Raw genomic sequence first — 16,337 nt, forward strand, 5'->3', positions numbered from 1 at the left:
GGAGTATATATAGCCAGATATTCTTAAAACCGTAAATACCAGTAAAAGAATACATTATAAAGTATCAAAAATATTATATTTGAAGCCGGGCAAATGTGGAATAATGATTGAGAAGAAACCCACGGCCACACAACTGATGGTTATAAATTTAAAAACTTCAAATCATGGCACATGTTTTAATCATAAGCATGTGTCAAAAAACAAATTGAATTAGTGAACAGATTGTTGATATGAGTTTTTTTGAAAAGGGTAAACTTTCCGGCGATGACATATACCTTACCCCTTTGATCAATGATCTGGATACGGGGATCTGGAAGTATAATTTCAATACAAGGGAAGTAAAATGGTCAACAGGCTTCTATGCGCTATTAGATTATCAATTCAATGAAATTGAATGCGATGCTTATACATTTTTTGATTACCTGCTTTACCACGCCGATAAACCGTTTCTTTTTAATGCCATTAACAACAGGATAACTGAAGGTACGCCGCCGCTTCAATTACGTTTTTTAACAAAAAAAAACGGGTATCAGTGGTTTGAAACCACGATAAGGAAGCTTGACGATGAGCATGGCAGTATAGTTTACGGTTCGCTTATCAATATCAACCGTTACAAACAAAATGACTTATTATCCCAAATCACTAATGATGATGCCTTCAAAACAGCACGGTTAGGCATCTGGGAAATTGATCCGCAAAATATCAATACCATTGTGCTGTCAAAACAGGTATATGATTTATTTGATCTTCAAAATCATTTAAACCTGAGCGTTGAAGAGTTTATTAGTTTTTTTGAACCTCCGTACCGGCCTGTTTTACAAAATGCTATTAACCAAACTGTTGAACACAGCAGGCCTTTTGATATAGAATTACTTTTACGTTCGGCCAAAAACAATATGTTATGGTTAAAGGTAAAAGCTGTACCTGTGATTAATCACCTTGGTAAATGCACGTCGGTTAAAGGGGTTATCCAGGATATCGACAGCGAAAAAAGAAAGTTACTAAAACTTGAACAGTCAATAAATTTACTGACCGACCAAAATCGCCGCCTGCAAAACTTCGCGTACATTGTTTCACATAATCTTCGTTCGCATACGGGCAACCTTCAATTTATGGTAAACCTGTTTGAACAAACCGAAACAACTGAAGAACGGGAGGAGATCTTTTCGCATATTAAAACCATCAGCGACAGCCTCGATCTTACCATCGAACACATCAACGAAATAGTTAAGATTCAGACCGAAATTACCAAAGAGCGAAAAATGGTTGAATTAGAGCCAATGTTCAAAAACATTTGCTCGGCGTTAAAAAATAATATCGAGACCATAAACGCCCATGTTGAAGGTGACTTTACGCAATGCCGGGAGATCAGCTATATACCGGCCTATATGGAAAGTATTTTACAAAACCTGCTTACCAACTCCTTAAAATACAGTCATCCCGACAGGCAACCCATTATAAAATGCTATACCTTAACAGAAGGAAACCATATTTATCTCATTTTTGAAGATAACGGCCTTGGTATCGACCTTGGACGCTATGGCGATAAGATTTTTGGCATGTACAAAACATTTCATCAAAATACGGATGCCAAGGGGATTGGCTTGTTTATTACCCGTAACCAGATTGAAGCATTAGGCGGAAGCATTAAAGTTGACAGCACCGTAAACGTTGGCACAAAATTTACTATCAGGTTGGTATAATTAAATTACCAATAGATGATTACAGAGCGAAGTCCGGCTAAAACCTGGATTGTGGATGATGATAGTATTTACGTTTACGGCCTAAAAAAATTAATAAGCATAAAGGAACTGAATACCCAATTAAGCCATTTTGTAAATGGAGAAGAAGCCATTTGCGCATTAAAAAAAGCAAACGAAGATCATAATAACTTACCCGATGTAATATTACTGGATATTAATATGCCGGTTATGGATGGATGGGAGTTTATGCTTGAATTTGCGAAAATAAAACCCCAAACGGGGAAAAAGATCGCTGTTTATATCGTGAGCTCATCAGTAGATCTTAACGATATCTACCGGGCTAAAAATATTTCTGAAGTTTCCGACTATCTGTTCAAACCTATAAGAACAAATCAGTTAAAAGAAGTTTTTGACAACGTTTAACTACAAGTCAACGAATGTATAAAAAAGCGGAGCCTTAGGCTCCGTTTTTTTATTGCTTCATTAATACCGAAGTAGAAATAAAGTATTGAGAAGTATCTTTAAATGTAAGTTGAACTTTTCCGCCTACATTGCTCACTACACCGTATGAAACAGATTTATTGGACAAAGTAAATTTTATCCGGCTACCGCTTTGCACCCAGGTGCCCGAAGCTGACGCTCCCTTTTGCCCAATAATAGTGTAACCATTATCAGTCCTTGAAACATAACAATCTTCAGCGCCTACATAGGCGGCCGTCCATGTGCCATCGCCTTTCAGGTTAGTTTGGCTATCACTTATACACGGCGATACGGTGTTTGTATAGGTATCAGAGTGACCGGTGGTGATGTTTATATTCGTTTCTGATATCAGCGAATACTTACCGGCATAAACGCTTATAGGTTCACCCTTTTCTTTTTTGCAGGCATTACCGGCAAGCAATGCTACTATGGCCAGGCTTAAAAAATATATTTGTTTTTTCATAAATGCAGGTAACAACAGAGTGCTATTATTCAATATAGCTTTCCAATATTTTAAAACCACCTGTTGTTTCCAGCTCAACTTTATCGATGCTTTTCGGTAACAGGATGCATTCGCCCATTTTAACGGCGTAAGCCTCATTGTTATATTTTACAGTATAGCCGCCTTCAACACAAACATGGATCACAAATGAGTCAAGGGCCGAATAGTCTTTCGATGTGCTTTCATCAAAATCAAGCACATTGGTAGTAAAATAAGGGCAGGTAACCAGCTTTACAGTTTCGTTCTTTTTAGGCTCGTATTGGGTTTTATATTCGGGATAATGCTTGTAATCAATAGCGGCAAGGGCTTCTTCGGTATGTAACTCGCGTTTATTGCCTTTATCATCAACACGGTCAAAATCGTAAATACGGTAAGTGATATCGGATGTTTGCTGAATTTCGGCAATCAACAAACCTTTGCCAATAGTATGCACCCTGCCTGCGGGTAAAAAGAAAACATCGTCGGCTACAGCTTCCTCTTTGTTAAGGATATCCATGATATGGCCGCTGTTTAAAGCATTAACATATTTTTCTTCGGTCATTTCCTGGTTAAAACCGGTAATCAGTGTCGAACCCGGATCAGCTTCAATGATATACCACATTTCGGTTTTACCGAACGAGTTATGGCGTTCCTTCGCCAACTTGTCGTCAGGGTGCACCTGTACCGAAAGATCATCATTGGCATCAATAAATTTTACCAGTAAAGGGAAGATGTTGCCGAAGTGGTCATAAACCTTTTTACCAACCAGTTCGTCTTTGTATTGCTCTAATAAATCGGCTAATGATTCACCTTCCAGGGCGCCCGAAGCTACCACCGAAACATCAGATTTCACTCCCGATATTTCCCAGGTTTCGCCGCAATTGGGTAAAGCGCCAAAATCTTTATGCAAGTAGGTTTTGATCTTCTGACCGCCCCATATCTTGTCTTTATATATGGTTTTAAATTTTAATGGATATAATGCCGACATAGTGTTGTATATTTTGACCGCTAAGTTAGGAGTTAAATAGACAATTGAAAATGCTAAATTGGTTTACCTGGCACATTGTATAACAAAAAAAGCCCATACATAATGTATGAGCTTTTCCATATTTAAAATGCCCGGCAATTATTTACCTAAGCGTTTTTTCAGGTTTTCGTCAATTGCAGCTAAAAACTCTTCGGTGTACAGGTAATCGGTACCGTGTTCCACTTTTGGTTTAATGGTGATGGCCAAATCTTTGGTCATTTTGCCGCTTTCAACGGTTTCAATACAAACTTCTTCCAAAGCTTTGCAGAAGTTGATCAGTTCAGTGTTTTTATCCAGGATACCACGGAACTCTAAACCTCTTGTCCATGCAAAAATAGATGCAATTGGATTGGTTGAGGTTGGTTTACCGGCCTGGTGATCACGATAGTGACGGGTTACAGTACCGTGGGCAGCTTCAGCTTCCATTACAGTACCATCAGGAGTAACCAGGGTTGAAGTCATTAAGCCTAATGAACCAAAGCCTTGTGCTACAGTATCTGACTGTACGTCGCCATCATAGTTTTTACAAGCCCAAACAAAGTTACCGTTCCATTTCAGGGCCGATGCAACCATGTCGTCAATTAAACGGTGCTCATAAGTAATGCCGGCAGCGTCAAATTTTTGTTTGTAATCGTTTTGATAGATCTCTTCAAAAATATCTTTGAAGCGGCCATCATATTTTTTAAGAATGGTATTTTTGGTTGACAAATATAAAGGCCAGCCTTTCATTAATGCCTGGTTAAAGCAGGCGTGAGCAAAACCTTTGATAGATTCATCAGTATTGTACATGGTTAATGCAACACCGTCACCTTTAAAGTTAAACACTTCAAATGACTGCTCAGGGCTGCCATCTTCAGGTGTAAACTTAACAGTAAGCTTACCTTTACCTTTGGTTAAGAAATCGGTAGCGCGGTACTGATCGCCAAAAGCATGACGGCCAATACAGATAGGCGCTGTCCAGTTAGGTACCAGGCGGGGTACATTGGCCATAACAATCGGCTCACGAAAAACAGTGCCATCCAATATGTTACGGATAGTACCGTTTGGCGATTTCCACATTTGTTTTAACCCAAACTCTTTCACCCTTGCTTCGTCGGGAGTAATAGTAGCACATTTAATACCAACGCCGTATTGTTTAATAGCGTTAGCTGCGTCAATAGTTACCTGATCGTCGGTTTGGTCGCGGTACTCGATACCCAGATCGTAATATTTAATATCAAGATCAAGGTACGGGGTAATCAATTTGTCTTTGATGAATTTCCAGATAATGCGGGTCATTTCATCTCCATCCAGTTCAACTACCGGATTCTCTACTTTTATTTTTGACATGCCTGATGTGGTTTTTGTTATACAAACGGCCAAATATATAAAATTGACTTTATCAATTTTGCCAAATGATGCAATGAAAAATTATAGATTTCGTTATAATGACAATTATTAGCACCGGTATTGTTGTTTTTATAAACTTTGGTGCTATTTTTATAAAATTAAAACGCTTACCATAAAACAAGCTCCTTTTAAACAGGTGCTGCCGTTTATTTATGATAAAATCTATACTAAAAACCTCCATTATAATCCTGTTGTGTTCTGTATCTTTTTTAGCCAAAGCCCAAATAGGCTTTGATTATGCACAATATGATGTTGGCTTTGCCGCAGGTATCAACCAGGCCAGTTCCACCGATGTGCAAACCTTAAAAACAACGCCATCAATAAACCTTAACTTCACTTACAATCAAGGCCCGTTTGTAAATTATGTATTTAATGTAGAGGTAGGCCGTTTAAAAGGCGGTTCGCCGGCTACCAGTACACAAAGACAATTTGAAAACCATTTCAGCGCTTATTCTTTCAGGGTGCAGGTACAGGCAGGCGAATTAATTGACTACTCGAGAAGTGCGATAGCCAATGCTTTTAAAAATCTTTACCTGTCATCGGGATTAGGATACATTAATAATAATGTTGTGTACAGAACAGATGATGCGCTTTTATTTGAGCAAGGCCAGGTATTACCCTACGAACCTAAAACAAATGAAATATTTATACCGGTAAGGTTGGGTTATGAGTTTAAGCTTTTTAACAGCTATAACCAGCCTGCCGTTAAAATTGACCTGGGTTATCAGTACAACTTTATTATGGGCGATAACCTTGACGCCTACGTTGCCGGTGCGCATAATGATGCATATTCGCAAGTTACATTAGGTTTTAAATTTGCCATTGGCGGCGTTACATCTTACCGGAAACAAATCCATTATTAAGCTTGGGTTAAATCTTTTTTTGTTTGATTTGCTTTTTGGCAGGATTTTTACTGCGTATATTTATATAATAAAAGCACAAACCTATGAACAACGATCAAATAGACGATGCAGGTTTCAATGATGATCTGCCTGATCGCGACGAAAACCTGAAAGATGAACTGGGCGAAACCATTGATAAGGAAGACCTGAGCTATAATCCAGACGATAACAGCTACGAATACGATGTCAAAAGCGACGACCCGGATTATGACCATCCCGATCCGTATCATACTACCGCAAAAAACGGCGGGGATTTTAACTCCACCTATGATGAGGCCAACCCCTATGACGTTGACGGCGAGTTTGATGAAGACCGTTCGCTTGAAACCGATGTAGATGAACTGGGAATGCACATTGATAACGGAGAGAGCGTTGAGATTGATCCGGTTGATGCCGCCCTTTCTCACACCCCAGAAGATGACCGGGACGACCTTGACGAAGAAGGATATCCCAAAAATGACAGGGAACCCCTGAGATAATTTTTGTTAACTGTTGAGTTGTGAATTTTAATTAATTATGCAACTCAACAGTCAATCCAATTTAATCAAAGTCGAGATTAAACCTGCTTTTTAACTCCAGCAACTCCGGGTTGCGTGCTGCCATATGTTGAAACTTTTCGGGCGCAGTATAAGGTTTGCGTACTACTTTTTGCTCATCAACCCTGGCGTTTACTTCTATAGTAAAATTCTTAAGTGCACTGCGCAGGTAATTAAGCATGACAGGCTTTTCATCCCTGAAAATATTTTCCTGCACCATATTGCCTACTATTACTTCAAAAACATAGGGCTTTAGCATGCGCGGTGCGCCGGCTGTAAGAACGGTTAGCAAAGTTTTTTTACCTTCCTTTTTTGCAAATGCAGCAAAATCGCTCCAGCATTGCAAAAAGGCATCCATGGTAAAATCCTCTTTATCCTCGCCTTTTAAATACGGGTCTTCTTCTTCAAGTAACGCTTCCTGGGTTTTAATCTCCCCCGTTAATGAAGGCGTGAGCGTACTTCGTAAAGGCATCACCACCTTAGGCTTTTCAGCAGGTGATGTTGTTTCTTTTACCGGTACAAATGGAGTTATAACCTCTTTGGGGGGGGCGCTGTATACCGGTGCAGCTTCGCTCACTATAGTTACAGCAGAGCTTGCCTGCGCTCCGTTAACAGGCGTTACTGTTGAGGTATCAGGTTTTTTTTTTAATCCCCCGTCAGTCGCGGAAGTTACAGTGAGTGGCGTGGTTGCCAGGTTAAACACCGATGGCAGGTGGCACATCTTGAGTAACGCCAGTTCAACCTGGAGCCGTTGGTTTTTACTGAGCTTATAACTAATATCGCACTGGTTGGCAATATTCATGGCCGAGAGCAAAAACGACACCGATGCCTGCTGCGATTGCTGCAGGTATTTTGTTTTAATTCCCTCGCTCACCTCAAGCAGTTTTAATGTTGATTGGTCCTTTCCAACCAACAGGTTTCTAAAGTGCTCAGACAGGCCTGCTATAAAATGCGCACCATCAAACCCGCGTGAAAGGATCTCGTCAAAAAATAATAATACTTTGGCGGTATCTTCCTTAAGCAGGCTTTCGGTTACATTAAAATAATAATCATAATCAAGTATGTTCAGGTTATCGATAACCGAACGATAAGTAACTTTGCCACCCGAAAAGCTCACGATCTGGTCAAACATCGAAAGGGCATCGCGCAAACCTCCGTCGGCTTTCTGGGCTATGATATGCAGGCCGTCGGGTTCATAACCTATGCTTTCCTTGCCGGCAATTGATGCCAGGTGACCAGCCATATCCTCAACCCTGATGCGGTTAAAATCAAAGATCTGGCAGCGCGAAAGAATGGTTGGCAGGATTTTATGTTTTTCGGTAGTAGCTAATATAAATATGGCATAATGGGGCGGCTCTTCCAACGTTTTCAGGAAAGCATTGAACGCTGCCTGCGATAACATGTGCACCTCATCAATAATATAAACCTTGTAACGTGCCGCCTGCGGCGGGATCCGCACCTGCTCAATCAAACTGCGGATATCATCAACAGAGTTGTTTGAAGCAGCATCAAGCTCATGAACATTAAAAGAATTTCCGTTTTCAAAGGCCTTGCATGAAGCACATTCGCCGCAAGCTTCGCCATTGGGCTGTAAATTGGTACAGTTAATGGTTTTTGCCAGGATCCGTGCGCAGGTAGTTTTGCCCACACCACGCGGGCCACAGAACAAAAATGCCTGTGCCAGCTGGTTATTTTTTATAGCGTTTTTGAGCGTATTGGTTATATGTTGCTGACCAACAACGGTTTCAAAAGTAGCCGGGCGATACTTACGGGCCGAAACAATGAAATTATCCACAAGTGCTAAGGTAGTGAGAAAATAGGTTTAGTGAAAGAGCGCTTTTGCTAAAATTTTGAACACCGGTACCAAAGCATTCACCATCTGCCAGATAAAACAAAACCCATATCCGCTCGGCGAAGAACATCTGGACAAAAGAATAAGGCAGATGGGTAATTATTTCCGTTCCCTTGCCCTACTTTTAATACCCCTGCTGTTTATTGCAAATCATCATCGGGCAAATGATCATCATCTTCGGGGTCGGGCTCGCTCTTATCGTTATCAACCTGTATTTCATGCAGGTCTTCTTTATCCTCAAGTATATCGTCAAAGTCTTCATCCTCCTGGTCGTCCCAGTCGCCCTCAAGAGGGTCATCCCCTCCCCCGTACATCAGGATCTCATCGAAAGTAAGCGGATAACTTGTTCCTTTTTCAGCTTGAATAGTTGCAGGTTGCATAGCTTATGAGTTTTTTAAATAAACCATAAGCTATGCCATAAGTTTTAAGAAAAATGTTGTTTTTATTAAAAAAACTTCTATTTACCACATCTGTTTAACAAGGCCTCAATTACTGCTTGCTGCATCTTTGACCGCTGGCTTTTATGCCTTGTAATTATACGTCTATCATCTACAATTTCCGTTTTGTCGAAGTCGGTTGCTGGGGCATAATTACAAATGTTTAAAGCTATATTTAAATCACGTAAAACGATAAGTTCATTATTGTAAATATTAATCTGCTTCAGGTTTCTTTTGTATGCTGATATAAAAAAAATGGCGGCTATTTCAATTAAAGATGCGATCACAAACTTCCCGATTCCGCTATTCAGATACAATGTTAATGAGCCTATAAAAGTTACCCCCTCCGGTTTAGGCCAGCCCGGAATAAAAAATATAATTATCCCAAGCAATATAAAAGTAACGGCAGCGTTGGCACTAAATTTTGCCGATGTTTTGCTTTGTTTGATAAATTCCTTTAATTCACTCACCTGATTATCGGTGTTAACCAAATCGTTAATTTCGTTTGCAGCCATACGGTTTAGGTTTTGTATTAAACTATGTTAAATAATGATAAATTATATCTGCATAAAAGCCGTCGCAGTTCCAATAATTGCCATGGGTAAAACCGAATGTACCTGCTTTAAACCGGCAATCGATATTAGTTAAACCGGTATAATAATCAAGGCCTCCGCTCACATAATCTTTATTATCGTAATAATTTCGCCAGGGTATATTGTCAAGCACCTTCTTTAATCCGCACGAAACCTCTACATATTGTTTGTTGGTTTGCTCATTATTATCGAAATCAAGCGGGCGCTGTTTAAAACCGTGATAGTTATCTAAAATTTGTTGCCGCAGGTATTCATCATCCGGCGCATTTTCGCGCAGGAAGAATACTATCTTATCCAACGGGCACCCAAATGTTATAAAACCGCGCAATTGGTTTTCAATTGCATTACCGTTTTTAAATTTGCATTTACCGTTTTCATTATAATTGAGCAAGCCGCCCATGTTCACAAGCAGGTTTAATTTATTGATCGCATCATAAGCGACCTGCGAGCCCAGTGAGTGCCCTGCAATTATTACTGAGGGATAATACAACTCTTGCTTTTTAAGCTCCCGTTCAAATTCCTGGTCCAACTCATCTTGCTCGCGTTTGTTCTTATAAAGTTTATTCTCTTTACATTTATTGGTAAACTCTTTTATATCAAAACCTGAATAAGCCGGGCGCTCGATCAGGTAGGTTAATGCTTTTACCGCACCATCCTGAATTCGGCGTCTCACGTCATAAAATTTCGATTTGGGGTCAACTACATTGTATACGGCTACATCGGCCAATATATTTGTAAGATCATGAACCACACCATCAGCATATGACTGCAGCATAGAATCGGCCAGTTTCCCAAGAAAAGGAATGAGTGAAACAAGCCAGATAATTAATCGCCACAATAAATCAACAGCCAAAAATATTTTTGAAACTACCGATATAAATAAGCGGTAAATACCAACCTTAAAATCACCTGTTCGGGTATCAAAAAACGGGCTTTTGTCTTTATACTGCTTACCTATCTGCCCGTTTCTTTTGTAAAACTTTTCTGCCCCGTTCACCACGCCCTGCAACCATTTATTTAAATCGCTCCAGCTGGCTTTGTCTTCTGTGTAATTAGCCCAATAGTATTCGTAAATATCAATAAAGTGTTTGCTGCCCTCGTAGTGTATGCGTAAAACATTATCAAACCAAACACCATTATCTCCGGTCTTAGTAACTACTTCATGGCTTAAGGAAATGTCTTCGCCATATGCCTTGCGATATCGCTTTACAAACCCTCTTGCAAAATGATCGAGCGTTTCGATAGGCAGTTGGTTGCCGATACCATGCACTATAAGCATAGCGGTATTTTCGGTAACCCAGTTGATATTGTCTGGTGTTACTGCATTGTTCAATACTTCGGCGGGATTGGGCTTTGAGTTTTTGTGCATGTATACGAAAATTGTTGGTACTACTTCAGAACTAATTGGAAGCCCCCCCATAGGGCGCCACCAACGGTTTAAACAAACCCGACAGGTTAAACTTTTTGCTTAAGGCCAATGTAACTACCGGTTTTGACCTGTTAAGAAAAAGCCCTCTTATTTCGCCACTGAATGTGATGCCATAAGCTACTTCGTTTAGCCTGAACTGAAACAGGTAAAACATGTTCCACCGTTTTTCCGGCTGGGAAAAATTCAATAAATCATCATATACGCCCTCCTGAACCAGAGGCTTGTATTGCCCGGTTTTTGCAGGACCGGTTTTATCAACAACCACAAAACGTTGTGTTGATGTACCAAAAACGGAGTTTACATATAAATTAAAATTTGTTTCCTTGATATATAATGGGATACCCAACCCTATATAATGCGACCGGAAATCAAAATCGAATGCCTTTTGCTTGTAAGGTATTTTATCATAATTTAAAGGCGGAGCCAGGGTATCCGTAACGTTATAAAGCGTACTGGTTTTTGAATAATCAAGAGATGATGTAACTCGCTGCCAAAGCATCTCAAAATGTGCCGAAACAAAAATATGTAACCCTTTGTCTTCTGTTTTACTGCTGGTTAAACGCAGGTGCGGAGAAAAAAAGATCCCTATGCTCTTAATTTTGGTAACGGTGCTTACGGTTCCTGTATCTCTGTTAAATGAATAGGATTTTATATTTCCAACCGAATCTAATTTAGGAGAAACAGCGCTTTTAAAATCAAATCTATCTGATACGGCACCTGAGCTTATTGATTGCGTTTCATAAACACCTGCTGTAAAACTCAGATTGTTCTCACCTATCTTTTTCCTTTTTAATGCTCCTTTAGTCCACTCCCATCCTATCCTTGCAATGTCTTTATCAAACATATACACACCCGCATAAAAATTATTGGTTTGAATTTTATCAAGCAAATCAAAATTTGTTCCTATCTCGGCCCAAAATGGTTTATCAACGGTATTTAATTTAATCCTCTGGCTACCTCTTAAGGCTTGCTTTTGCCCTTTAATTATGATATCTACCCGCTCTATGTTGCTTAACGAATCGCTAATGTTTACCGATCTGATGTGAATTGGAATAGTAATTAGCCCCGCTTGTTTAGTTTCTATCTTTTTTGTCGTATCTTTTTTATCCCTAACAAAATCTGCTTTTAGAGCATTATTCCATTCAGTTTCAGATATTTCAATCGGGTTTTCCAAAATCTGAAAATGCTTAGACAGCGTTGTATCCAATAAACTAAAAACCAACCGGTTATGTTCGGCACTATATTCACCCGATAATTTTACAGTAACCATAACGGTATCAAGCAAATTAACCGGCGACGGGGATTCGCGGGTAATTATTGTTGTATTATGGCCTACAATCTGTGCATTTCCTGACGCTATTAATTTCAGCAAATCATCCTTACCCTTTGTTTTATAGGGTTTTATTTTAAGCGTATGCGTACCAGGGATACCTTTTATGGTGAGCTTAAGGTCTTGCGCCTGTGTAACAAGGGCTGTTTGCTTCACATCAACCTCAATGTTTTTTGTAATCACGATATCGGCCGCCTCGTCCCAATCGGTACTATCTATATGCACCTTAAACGTACTACTCTTTAATTCCAGGCTTTGCAAACCCGCTAAAGGCTTAATAGCGCCATTAAAGTCACCGCTTTTTCCAACGCCTTTGGCAAGCATCAGGTATAGGGTTACCGGGATTGTTGTAATTGAGTTAGCGCGCAAAGTATCCAAATCAAAAGAGGATGCAGTATCCACAAGCGCAATTGGTTGTGATGATTTTACATTTGCGGCCGTATTTGCTTTCTTCGCACCGCTGCCTGCTTTACGATTATCCGGGGCGGTCAGCGGCTTATCAAAAGTTACTTTAAAAAACGCCTTATCCTGTTTATCTATTTTTATATATGCGTCCCCTCCCATATCCGGCACACCATTAAACCTGATGCGCACAGGCAGGGTTATTACTTTTTTACTTCCGTTAAAAAGCTCTCTGGGTATAACTTCATTATCTGTTTGCGAAACGCCCGATGAAGTAAGAAATTGCGGGTTTGCCGGACTAAAACTTTGCAGCGTTAGTTTTACAGAAACATCCTTTTGGGGCATTGGGCCGGCAATAACAAAAGGAACATCAATAACGCTGTATAACGTTCCTGACGCTCCGGCTGCCGGAGCGGTATAATCCACAGCCGTTTCTATTGCATTTACAGGTCCGGGAGCGATAGTTACCGTATTTACGGGAGTTTTTGAGGCTACTTTTTTTTGAGCGGCAGCCGTAGCTACCAGCAGTGTTAACGTAAAAAATAAGGGGATTTTTTTTAAATACCCGTTTGATAAACGTGTTGTCATAATAATAAGATTAGGTATGCTAAAGTTAATAAGTAAAATACTTATTAACAACAACTTAAACATAAAAAACAATTTTTTAAAATATCACTGCAAAAGCTTTTAGGTGTAAAAAACTATTTGTACATTTGCAGCCCCGTTATAGCGGGTAAATAATTAAAAATCAAGTATAATGCAACAGTACGAAATCGTGATCGTTCTAACCCCGTTGCTTTCAGAAGAGACTGCTAAAGAGGCAAATGCCAAATACAGCAAAGTTCTTACTGATGGCGGAGCCGAAATTGTCCAGGAGGATAATTGGGGTTTGAGAAAATTAGCGTACCCTATCCAAAAGAAAACTACAGGGTACTATCACTTAACTGAATTTAAGGCTCCGGGTGAATTAATTAATAAATTGGAGATAGAGTTAAGGCGCGATGAGCGTGTTTTGCGTTTCCTGACCATTGCTTTGGACAAACATGCCATTGCTTACAATGACAAAAAACGTAGCGGTGCTTTTAACAAAAAACCAGCAGCTAAAGCAGAGGAGGCAGCAAACTAATGGCTAACGAACAAATTAAATACGTTACCGCTCCAAAAGTGGAGGATAACCGTAAAAAATACTGCCGTTTCAAAAAGAACGGTATCAAGTATATTGATTACAAAGACGCAAACTTTTTATTAAAGTTCATTAACGATCAGGGTAAAGTATTACCACGTCGTTTAACCGGTACTTCATTAAAGTTTCAGCGTAAAGTGGCCCAGGCAGTTAAACGCGCACGCCACATCGGTTTATTACCTTACGTTACAGATTCATTAAAATAATAGGAGATTTAAGAAATGGAAGTTATTTTAAAACAAGATGTAAAAAACCTGGGTGATAAAGACGATATCGTAAATGTGAAACCAGGTTATGGCCGTAACTACCTTTTACCAAAAGGCTACGCCATATTAGCTACTGAAAGCGCACGTAAAGTGTTAGCCGAAAACCTTAAACAAGCTCAATTTAAGCAAGAAAAAATCCGCAAGGATGCTGATGCTATTGCAGCCCGTTTAGAAGGCGTTAAACTTAACATTGGTGCCAAAGCCGGCGAAACAGGCAAAATCTTCGGTGCTATCAACACTATCCAAATTGCTGATGCATTGAAAAAAGAAGGTTTTGAAGTTGACCGTCGTCGTATCACTTTTGACCAGGAGCCAAAATTTGTTGGTGAGTACGTTGCCAACATCAACCTGCACAAAGAAGTTAAAGTACAGGTTCCGTTTGCAGTAGTAGCGGAATAATTATATTTCGGAATCCGGATTTTAGATTTCGGATTTCTGGAAAAAATTTAGAATTTTAGAGGGTGTTTTGCTAAAGCAAAGCACCCTCTTCTTTTATCAGGAAATATTTTATAACAGTGTTCAAATTCTTCGGCAAAAACAACCAAAAATCAAAGTCGGGCAAACGGAATTCAAAATCGGATTCAAAGTTTTATGGCATCCCTAAATTGATATTCAGGATTTTTAAACTAATATTCATCCTGTTTTTTGGTTTAAGCCTTTTGGGTGTAATTGGCTACCGTTTTATAAATCCTCCTTTTACCTGGTTAATGATCGAGCGTGGGTTTCAGCGCAAATCGGCAGGTAAAGACTGGAAGATAGATAAAAAATGGAAGGATTTTGACGAGATCTCGGACAATATGAAACGCGCCGCCGTTGCTGCCGAAGACCAGACCTTTTTGGAGCACCACGGCTTCGATTTTAACGCCATCGAAAAAGCCATCGAAAAAAACTCGCATAGCAAAAAACTGATTGGCGGCAGCACCATATCACAGCAGGTAGCCAAAAATGTTTTCCTTTGGGAAGGACGTTCCATACTCCGTAAAGGCATCGAAGCTTATTTTACCATATTGATAGAAACCTTTTGGAGCAAAAAACGCATCATGGAGGTTTATCTGAACGAAATTGAAATGGGTGATGGCATTTACGGTGTTGAAGCCGCTTCACAGGCCTATTTTCACAAACCGGCTTCCGATTTAACCCGGCAGGAAGCTGCCGCCATAGCAGTGATTTTCCCGAGCCCGTTAAAATGGTCGGCTACCAACCCAACCAAATATTTGAGGCACAGGCAATACCTGATCATGAAAAATATGCGCAGGTTAGGGCCTTTGGATTTTTAGGCCACTTCCGTCATCCTCCTTAATAGTTGACAGATTTTTGGCTATGAAGTCCAACGACCGGGGAAAAGCGGCATTCCAGTTGAAAGTTTTTGAAAAACTATTTTCGTAATAAAAAATATTTCGTCGGTTATTTTCGACCTTGAGTAATACAGACGCTTGGCGAATTTTAAATCCATCTACTCTGAATATCAACAACTGCCAATATATTTGATTGGGTAAATTAAACCTGATGATAAATTTAGCTTCAGGTTGTGTATTTCCAATAAAATATTGTGAGCCAATCATAGGTATCGTGTCCCTGATATTTATCAGCGGTATTGTTACTTCACCAATATTTCGCATTATACAAAGAGAATCGTAAATCGTATAACCGTGAATAATTCGAAAAGGACATTTTTCACTTTTTGAATAATATTCGGCTGATACTTTAACATTAGGAATTGCATTGTCCGATAAATTAACGATACCCATTTCAGCGGACTGGGTTCCAACCGTATTAATAAGTATTTTACAAAACCCTTTACCACCAGTGAGATTATTATTTATCTTTTCTGAAGTCTTCGCCAGCGCATTTATGAATTTTTTACTTGAGGCGTTAACGTTTTTTTGAATTTTGGTACTTAGTTTTAATTGATCATCTAATTTTTTGAGATTAGTATTTTGGCCCGTTAAAAGGGTGTCATTTGATTTTATTAATTTCCTTGAATTGGTTACGGCTATTTTTAACGAATCAATAATTGTATTTGCTGTATCTAAGGTTTTTGTCTGAAGGTTTACAAACCGAGCATTCCAGGCATTGGCACTATCTGAATTTCTTACTGATTGATTGTGAGCAGAATATCCCGTACAAAGACTTAAAAAAGCCCCTATTATTGCACTTGCTAAAACAATCGCGGCCTCATTTGTTCGGTCTTTTCTATAAGAAATGACCGTTGGAATTAGTACTAAAAAGAACGAAAGAATTAATACGAAATAAATCACTGTTTTAGGTTTATTCAATAAAAATACACAAATACGGGGCGACGTTAAAATCTATTCTAGTCGAAGTTT

At 39.4% G+C, this 16,337-nt stretch carries 17 protein-coding genes; 8 read left to right on the forward strand and 9 right to left on the reverse strand.

What is annotated here, in order from left to right; all coding sequences use genetic code 11:
* Window positions 1-230 precede the first annotated feature (230 nt).
* Both SNE26_RS16670 and SNE26_RS16675 read left to right on the forward strand, forming a co-directional pair.
* Window positions 231-1,703: a PAS domain-containing sensor histidine kinase gene (locus tag SNE26_RS16670; protein WP_321555062.1), complete on the forward strand. Its 1,473-nt coding sequence runs from the start codon at window positions 231-233 to the stop codon at window positions 1,701-1,703.
* Window positions 1,704-1,718: 15 nt separating this feature from the next.
* Complete coding sequence (locus SNE26_RS16675; protein WP_321555063.1) at window positions 1,719-2,126, forward strand: response regulator; 408 nt, start codon at window positions 1,719-1,721, stop codon at window positions 2,124-2,126.
* 49 nt (window positions 2,127-2,175) lie between these two features.
* Here the strand turns inward: SNE26_RS16675 and SNE26_RS16680 are convergent, their stop codons facing one another.
* From SNE26_RS16680 to SNE26_RS16690, 3 genes are all read right to left on the reverse strand, one after another.
* Entirely contained in the window at window positions 2,176-2,646 is a 471-nt protein-coding gene (locus tag SNE26_RS16680; RefSeq protein ID WP_321555064.1) for a hypothetical protein, read from the reverse strand.
* Between the two features lie 25 nt (window positions 2,647-2,671).
* Entirely contained in the window at window positions 2,672-3,652 is a 981-nt protein-coding gene (locus SNE26_RS16685) for a type I phosphomannose isomerase catalytic subunit (protein WP_321555065.1), read from the reverse strand.
* 138 nt (window positions 3,653-3,790) lie between these two features.
* Window positions 3,791-5,020, reverse strand: a complete 1,230-nt coding sequence (locus SNE26_RS16690; RefSeq protein WP_321555066.1) for an NADP-dependent isocitrate dehydrogenase — start codon at window positions 5,018-5,020, stop codon at window positions 3,791-3,793.
* A gap of 212 nt (window positions 5,021-5,232) precedes the next feature.
* Here SNE26_RS16690 and SNE26_RS16695 point away from each other — a divergent pair, with 212 nt between their 5' ends.
* Both SNE26_RS16695 and SNE26_RS16700 read left to right on the forward strand, forming a co-directional pair.
* Window positions 5,233-5,943, forward strand: coding sequence for a hypothetical protein (locus SNE26_RS16695; RefSeq protein ID WP_321555067.1), 711 nt, complete (start codon window positions 5,233-5,235; stop codon window positions 5,941-5,943).
* Between the two features lie 83 nt (window positions 5,944-6,026).
* Entirely contained in the window at window positions 6,027-6,461 is a 435-nt protein-coding gene (locus tag SNE26_RS16700) for a hypothetical protein (protein WP_321555068.1), read from the forward strand.
* A gap of 61 nt (window positions 6,462-6,522) precedes the next feature.
* On the opposite strand, the gene SNE26_RS16705 is transcribed toward SNE26_RS16700, so the two are convergent.
* The 5 genes from SNE26_RS16705 to SNE26_RS16725 form a co-directional block, all read right to left on the reverse strand.
* A complete protein-coding gene (locus SNE26_RS16705) occupies window positions 6,523-8,313 on the reverse strand; it encodes a DNA polymerase III subunit gamma/tau (RefSeq protein ID WP_321555069.1) in 1,791 nt (596 codons plus the stop codon).
* A 197-nt stretch (window positions 8,314-8,510) separates the two neighbouring features.
* The gene (locus SNE26_RS16710; protein ID WP_321555070.1) at window positions 8,511-8,750 is read right to left on the reverse strand and encodes a hypothetical protein; all 240 of its coding nucleotides are present in this window, start codon (window positions 8,748-8,750) and stop codon (window positions 8,511-8,513) included.
* Window positions 8,751-8,827: 77 nt separating this feature from the next.
* Complete coding sequence (locus SNE26_RS16715; protein WP_321555071.1) at window positions 8,828-9,322, reverse strand: hypothetical protein; 495 nt, start codon at window positions 9,320-9,322, stop codon at window positions 8,828-8,830.
* Window positions 9,323-9,344: 22 nt separating this feature from the next.
* Window positions 9,345-10,769: a hypothetical protein gene (locus SNE26_RS16720; RefSeq protein WP_321555072.1), complete on the reverse strand. Its 1,425-nt coding sequence runs from the start codon at window positions 10,767-10,769 to the stop codon at window positions 9,345-9,347.
* 31 nt (window positions 10,770-10,800) lie between these two features.
* Window positions 10,801-13,149 (reverse strand): hypothetical protein, encoded by a 2,349-nt coding sequence (locus SNE26_RS16725; RefSeq protein WP_321555073.1) that lies wholly within the window; start codon window positions 13,147-13,149, stop codon window positions 10,801-10,803.
* 169 nt (window positions 13,150-13,318) lie between these two features.
* On the opposite strand from SNE26_RS16725, the gene rpsF reads away from it, so the two are divergent.
* The 4 genes from rpsF to mtgA all read left to right on the forward strand — a co-directional run bounded on the left by rpsF (window position 13,319) and on the right by mtgA (window position 15,287).
* Complete coding sequence (gene rpsF, locus SNE26_RS16730) at window positions 13,319-13,687, forward strand: 30S ribosomal protein S6 (RefSeq protein ID WP_121224209.1); 369 nt, start codon at window positions 13,319-13,321, stop codon at window positions 13,685-13,687.
* Entirely contained in the window at window positions 13,687-13,950 is a 264-nt protein-coding gene (rpsR, locus tag SNE26_RS16735) for a 30S ribosomal protein S18 (RefSeq protein WP_022833472.1), read from the forward strand. The genes rpsF and rpsR overlap by 1 nt, the downstream gene beginning before the upstream one ends.
* Window positions 13,951-13,965: 15 nt before the next feature.
* Window positions 13,966-14,409: a 50S ribosomal protein L9 gene (gene rplI / locus SNE26_RS16740; RefSeq protein WP_091166691.1), complete on the forward strand. Its 444-nt coding sequence runs from the start codon at window positions 13,966-13,968 to the stop codon at window positions 14,407-14,409.
* Between the two features lie 206 nt (window positions 14,410-14,615).
* Window positions 14,616-15,287: a monofunctional biosynthetic peptidoglycan transglycosylase gene (mtgA, locus tag SNE26_RS16745; protein WP_373695602.1), complete on the forward strand. Its 672-nt coding sequence runs from the start codon at window positions 14,616-14,618 to the stop codon at window positions 15,285-15,287.
* Here the strand turns inward: mtgA and SNE26_RS16750 are convergent.
* The gene (locus SNE26_RS16750; RefSeq protein ID WP_321555074.1) at window positions 15,267-16,286 is read right to left on the reverse strand and encodes a hypothetical protein; all 1,020 of its coding nucleotides are present in this window, start codon (window positions 16,284-16,286) and stop codon (window positions 15,267-15,269) included. The genes mtgA and SNE26_RS16750 overlap by 21 nt on opposite strands.
* Window positions 16,287-16,337: the final 51 nt, after the last annotated feature.

Source organism: Mucilaginibacter sp. cycad4, assembly GCF_034263275.1.
Lineage (GTDB): Bacteria > Bacteroidota > Bacteroidia > Sphingobacteriales > Sphingobacteriaceae > Mucilaginibacter.

Coding starts and splice junctions, on each gene's coding strand:
- SNE26_RS16670 (WP_321555062.1), top strand. CDS start 231: ATGAGTTTTTTTGAAAAGGGTAAACTTTCCGGCGATGACATATACCTT.
- SNE26_RS16675 (WP_321555063.1), top strand. CDS start 1,719: ATGATTACAGAGCGAAGTCCGGCTAAAACCTGGATTGTGGATGATGAT.
- SNE26_RS16700 (WP_321555068.1), top strand. CDS start 6,027: ATGAACAACGATCAAATAGACGATGCAGGTTTCAATGATGATCTGCCT.
- rpsR (WP_022833472.1), top strand. CDS start 13,687: ATGGCTAACGAACAAATTAAATACGTTACCGCTCCAAAAGTGGAGGAT.
- SNE26_RS16715 (WP_321555071.1), bottom strand. CDS start 9,322: ATGGCTGCAAACGAAATTAACGATTTGGTTAACACCGATAATCAGGTG.
- SNE26_RS16685 (WP_321555065.1), bottom strand. CDS start 3,652: ATGTCGGCATTATATCCATTAAAATTTAAAACCATATATAAAGACAAG.
- SNE26_RS16680 (WP_321555064.1), bottom strand. CDS start 2,646: ATGAAAAAACAAATATATTTTTTAAGCCTGGCCATAGTAGCATTGCTT.
- rpsF (WP_121224209.1), top strand. CDS start 13,319: ATGCAACAGTACGAAATCGTGATCGTTCTAACCCCGTTGCTTTCAGAA.
- SNE26_RS16725 (WP_321555073.1), bottom strand. CDS start 13,149: ATGACAACACGTTTATCAAACGGGTATTTAAAAAAAATCCCCTTATTT.
- SNE26_RS16695 (WP_321555067.1), top strand. CDS start 5,233: ATGATAAAATCTATACTAAAAACCTCCATTATAATCCTGTTGTGTTCT.
- rplI (WP_091166691.1), top strand. CDS start 13,966: ATGGAAGTTATTTTAAAACAAGATGTAAAAAACCTGGGTGATAAAGAC.
- SNE26_RS16720 (WP_321555072.1), bottom strand. CDS start 10,769: ATGCACAAAAACTCAAAGCCCAATCCCGCCGAAGTATTGAACAATGCA.
- SNE26_RS16690 (WP_321555066.1), bottom strand. CDS start 5,020: ATGTCAAAAATAAAAGTAGAGAATCCGGTAGTTGAACTGGATGGAGAT.
- SNE26_RS16710 (WP_321555070.1), bottom strand. CDS start 8,750: ATGCAACCTGCAACTATTCAAGCTGAAAAAGGAACAAGTTATCCGCTT.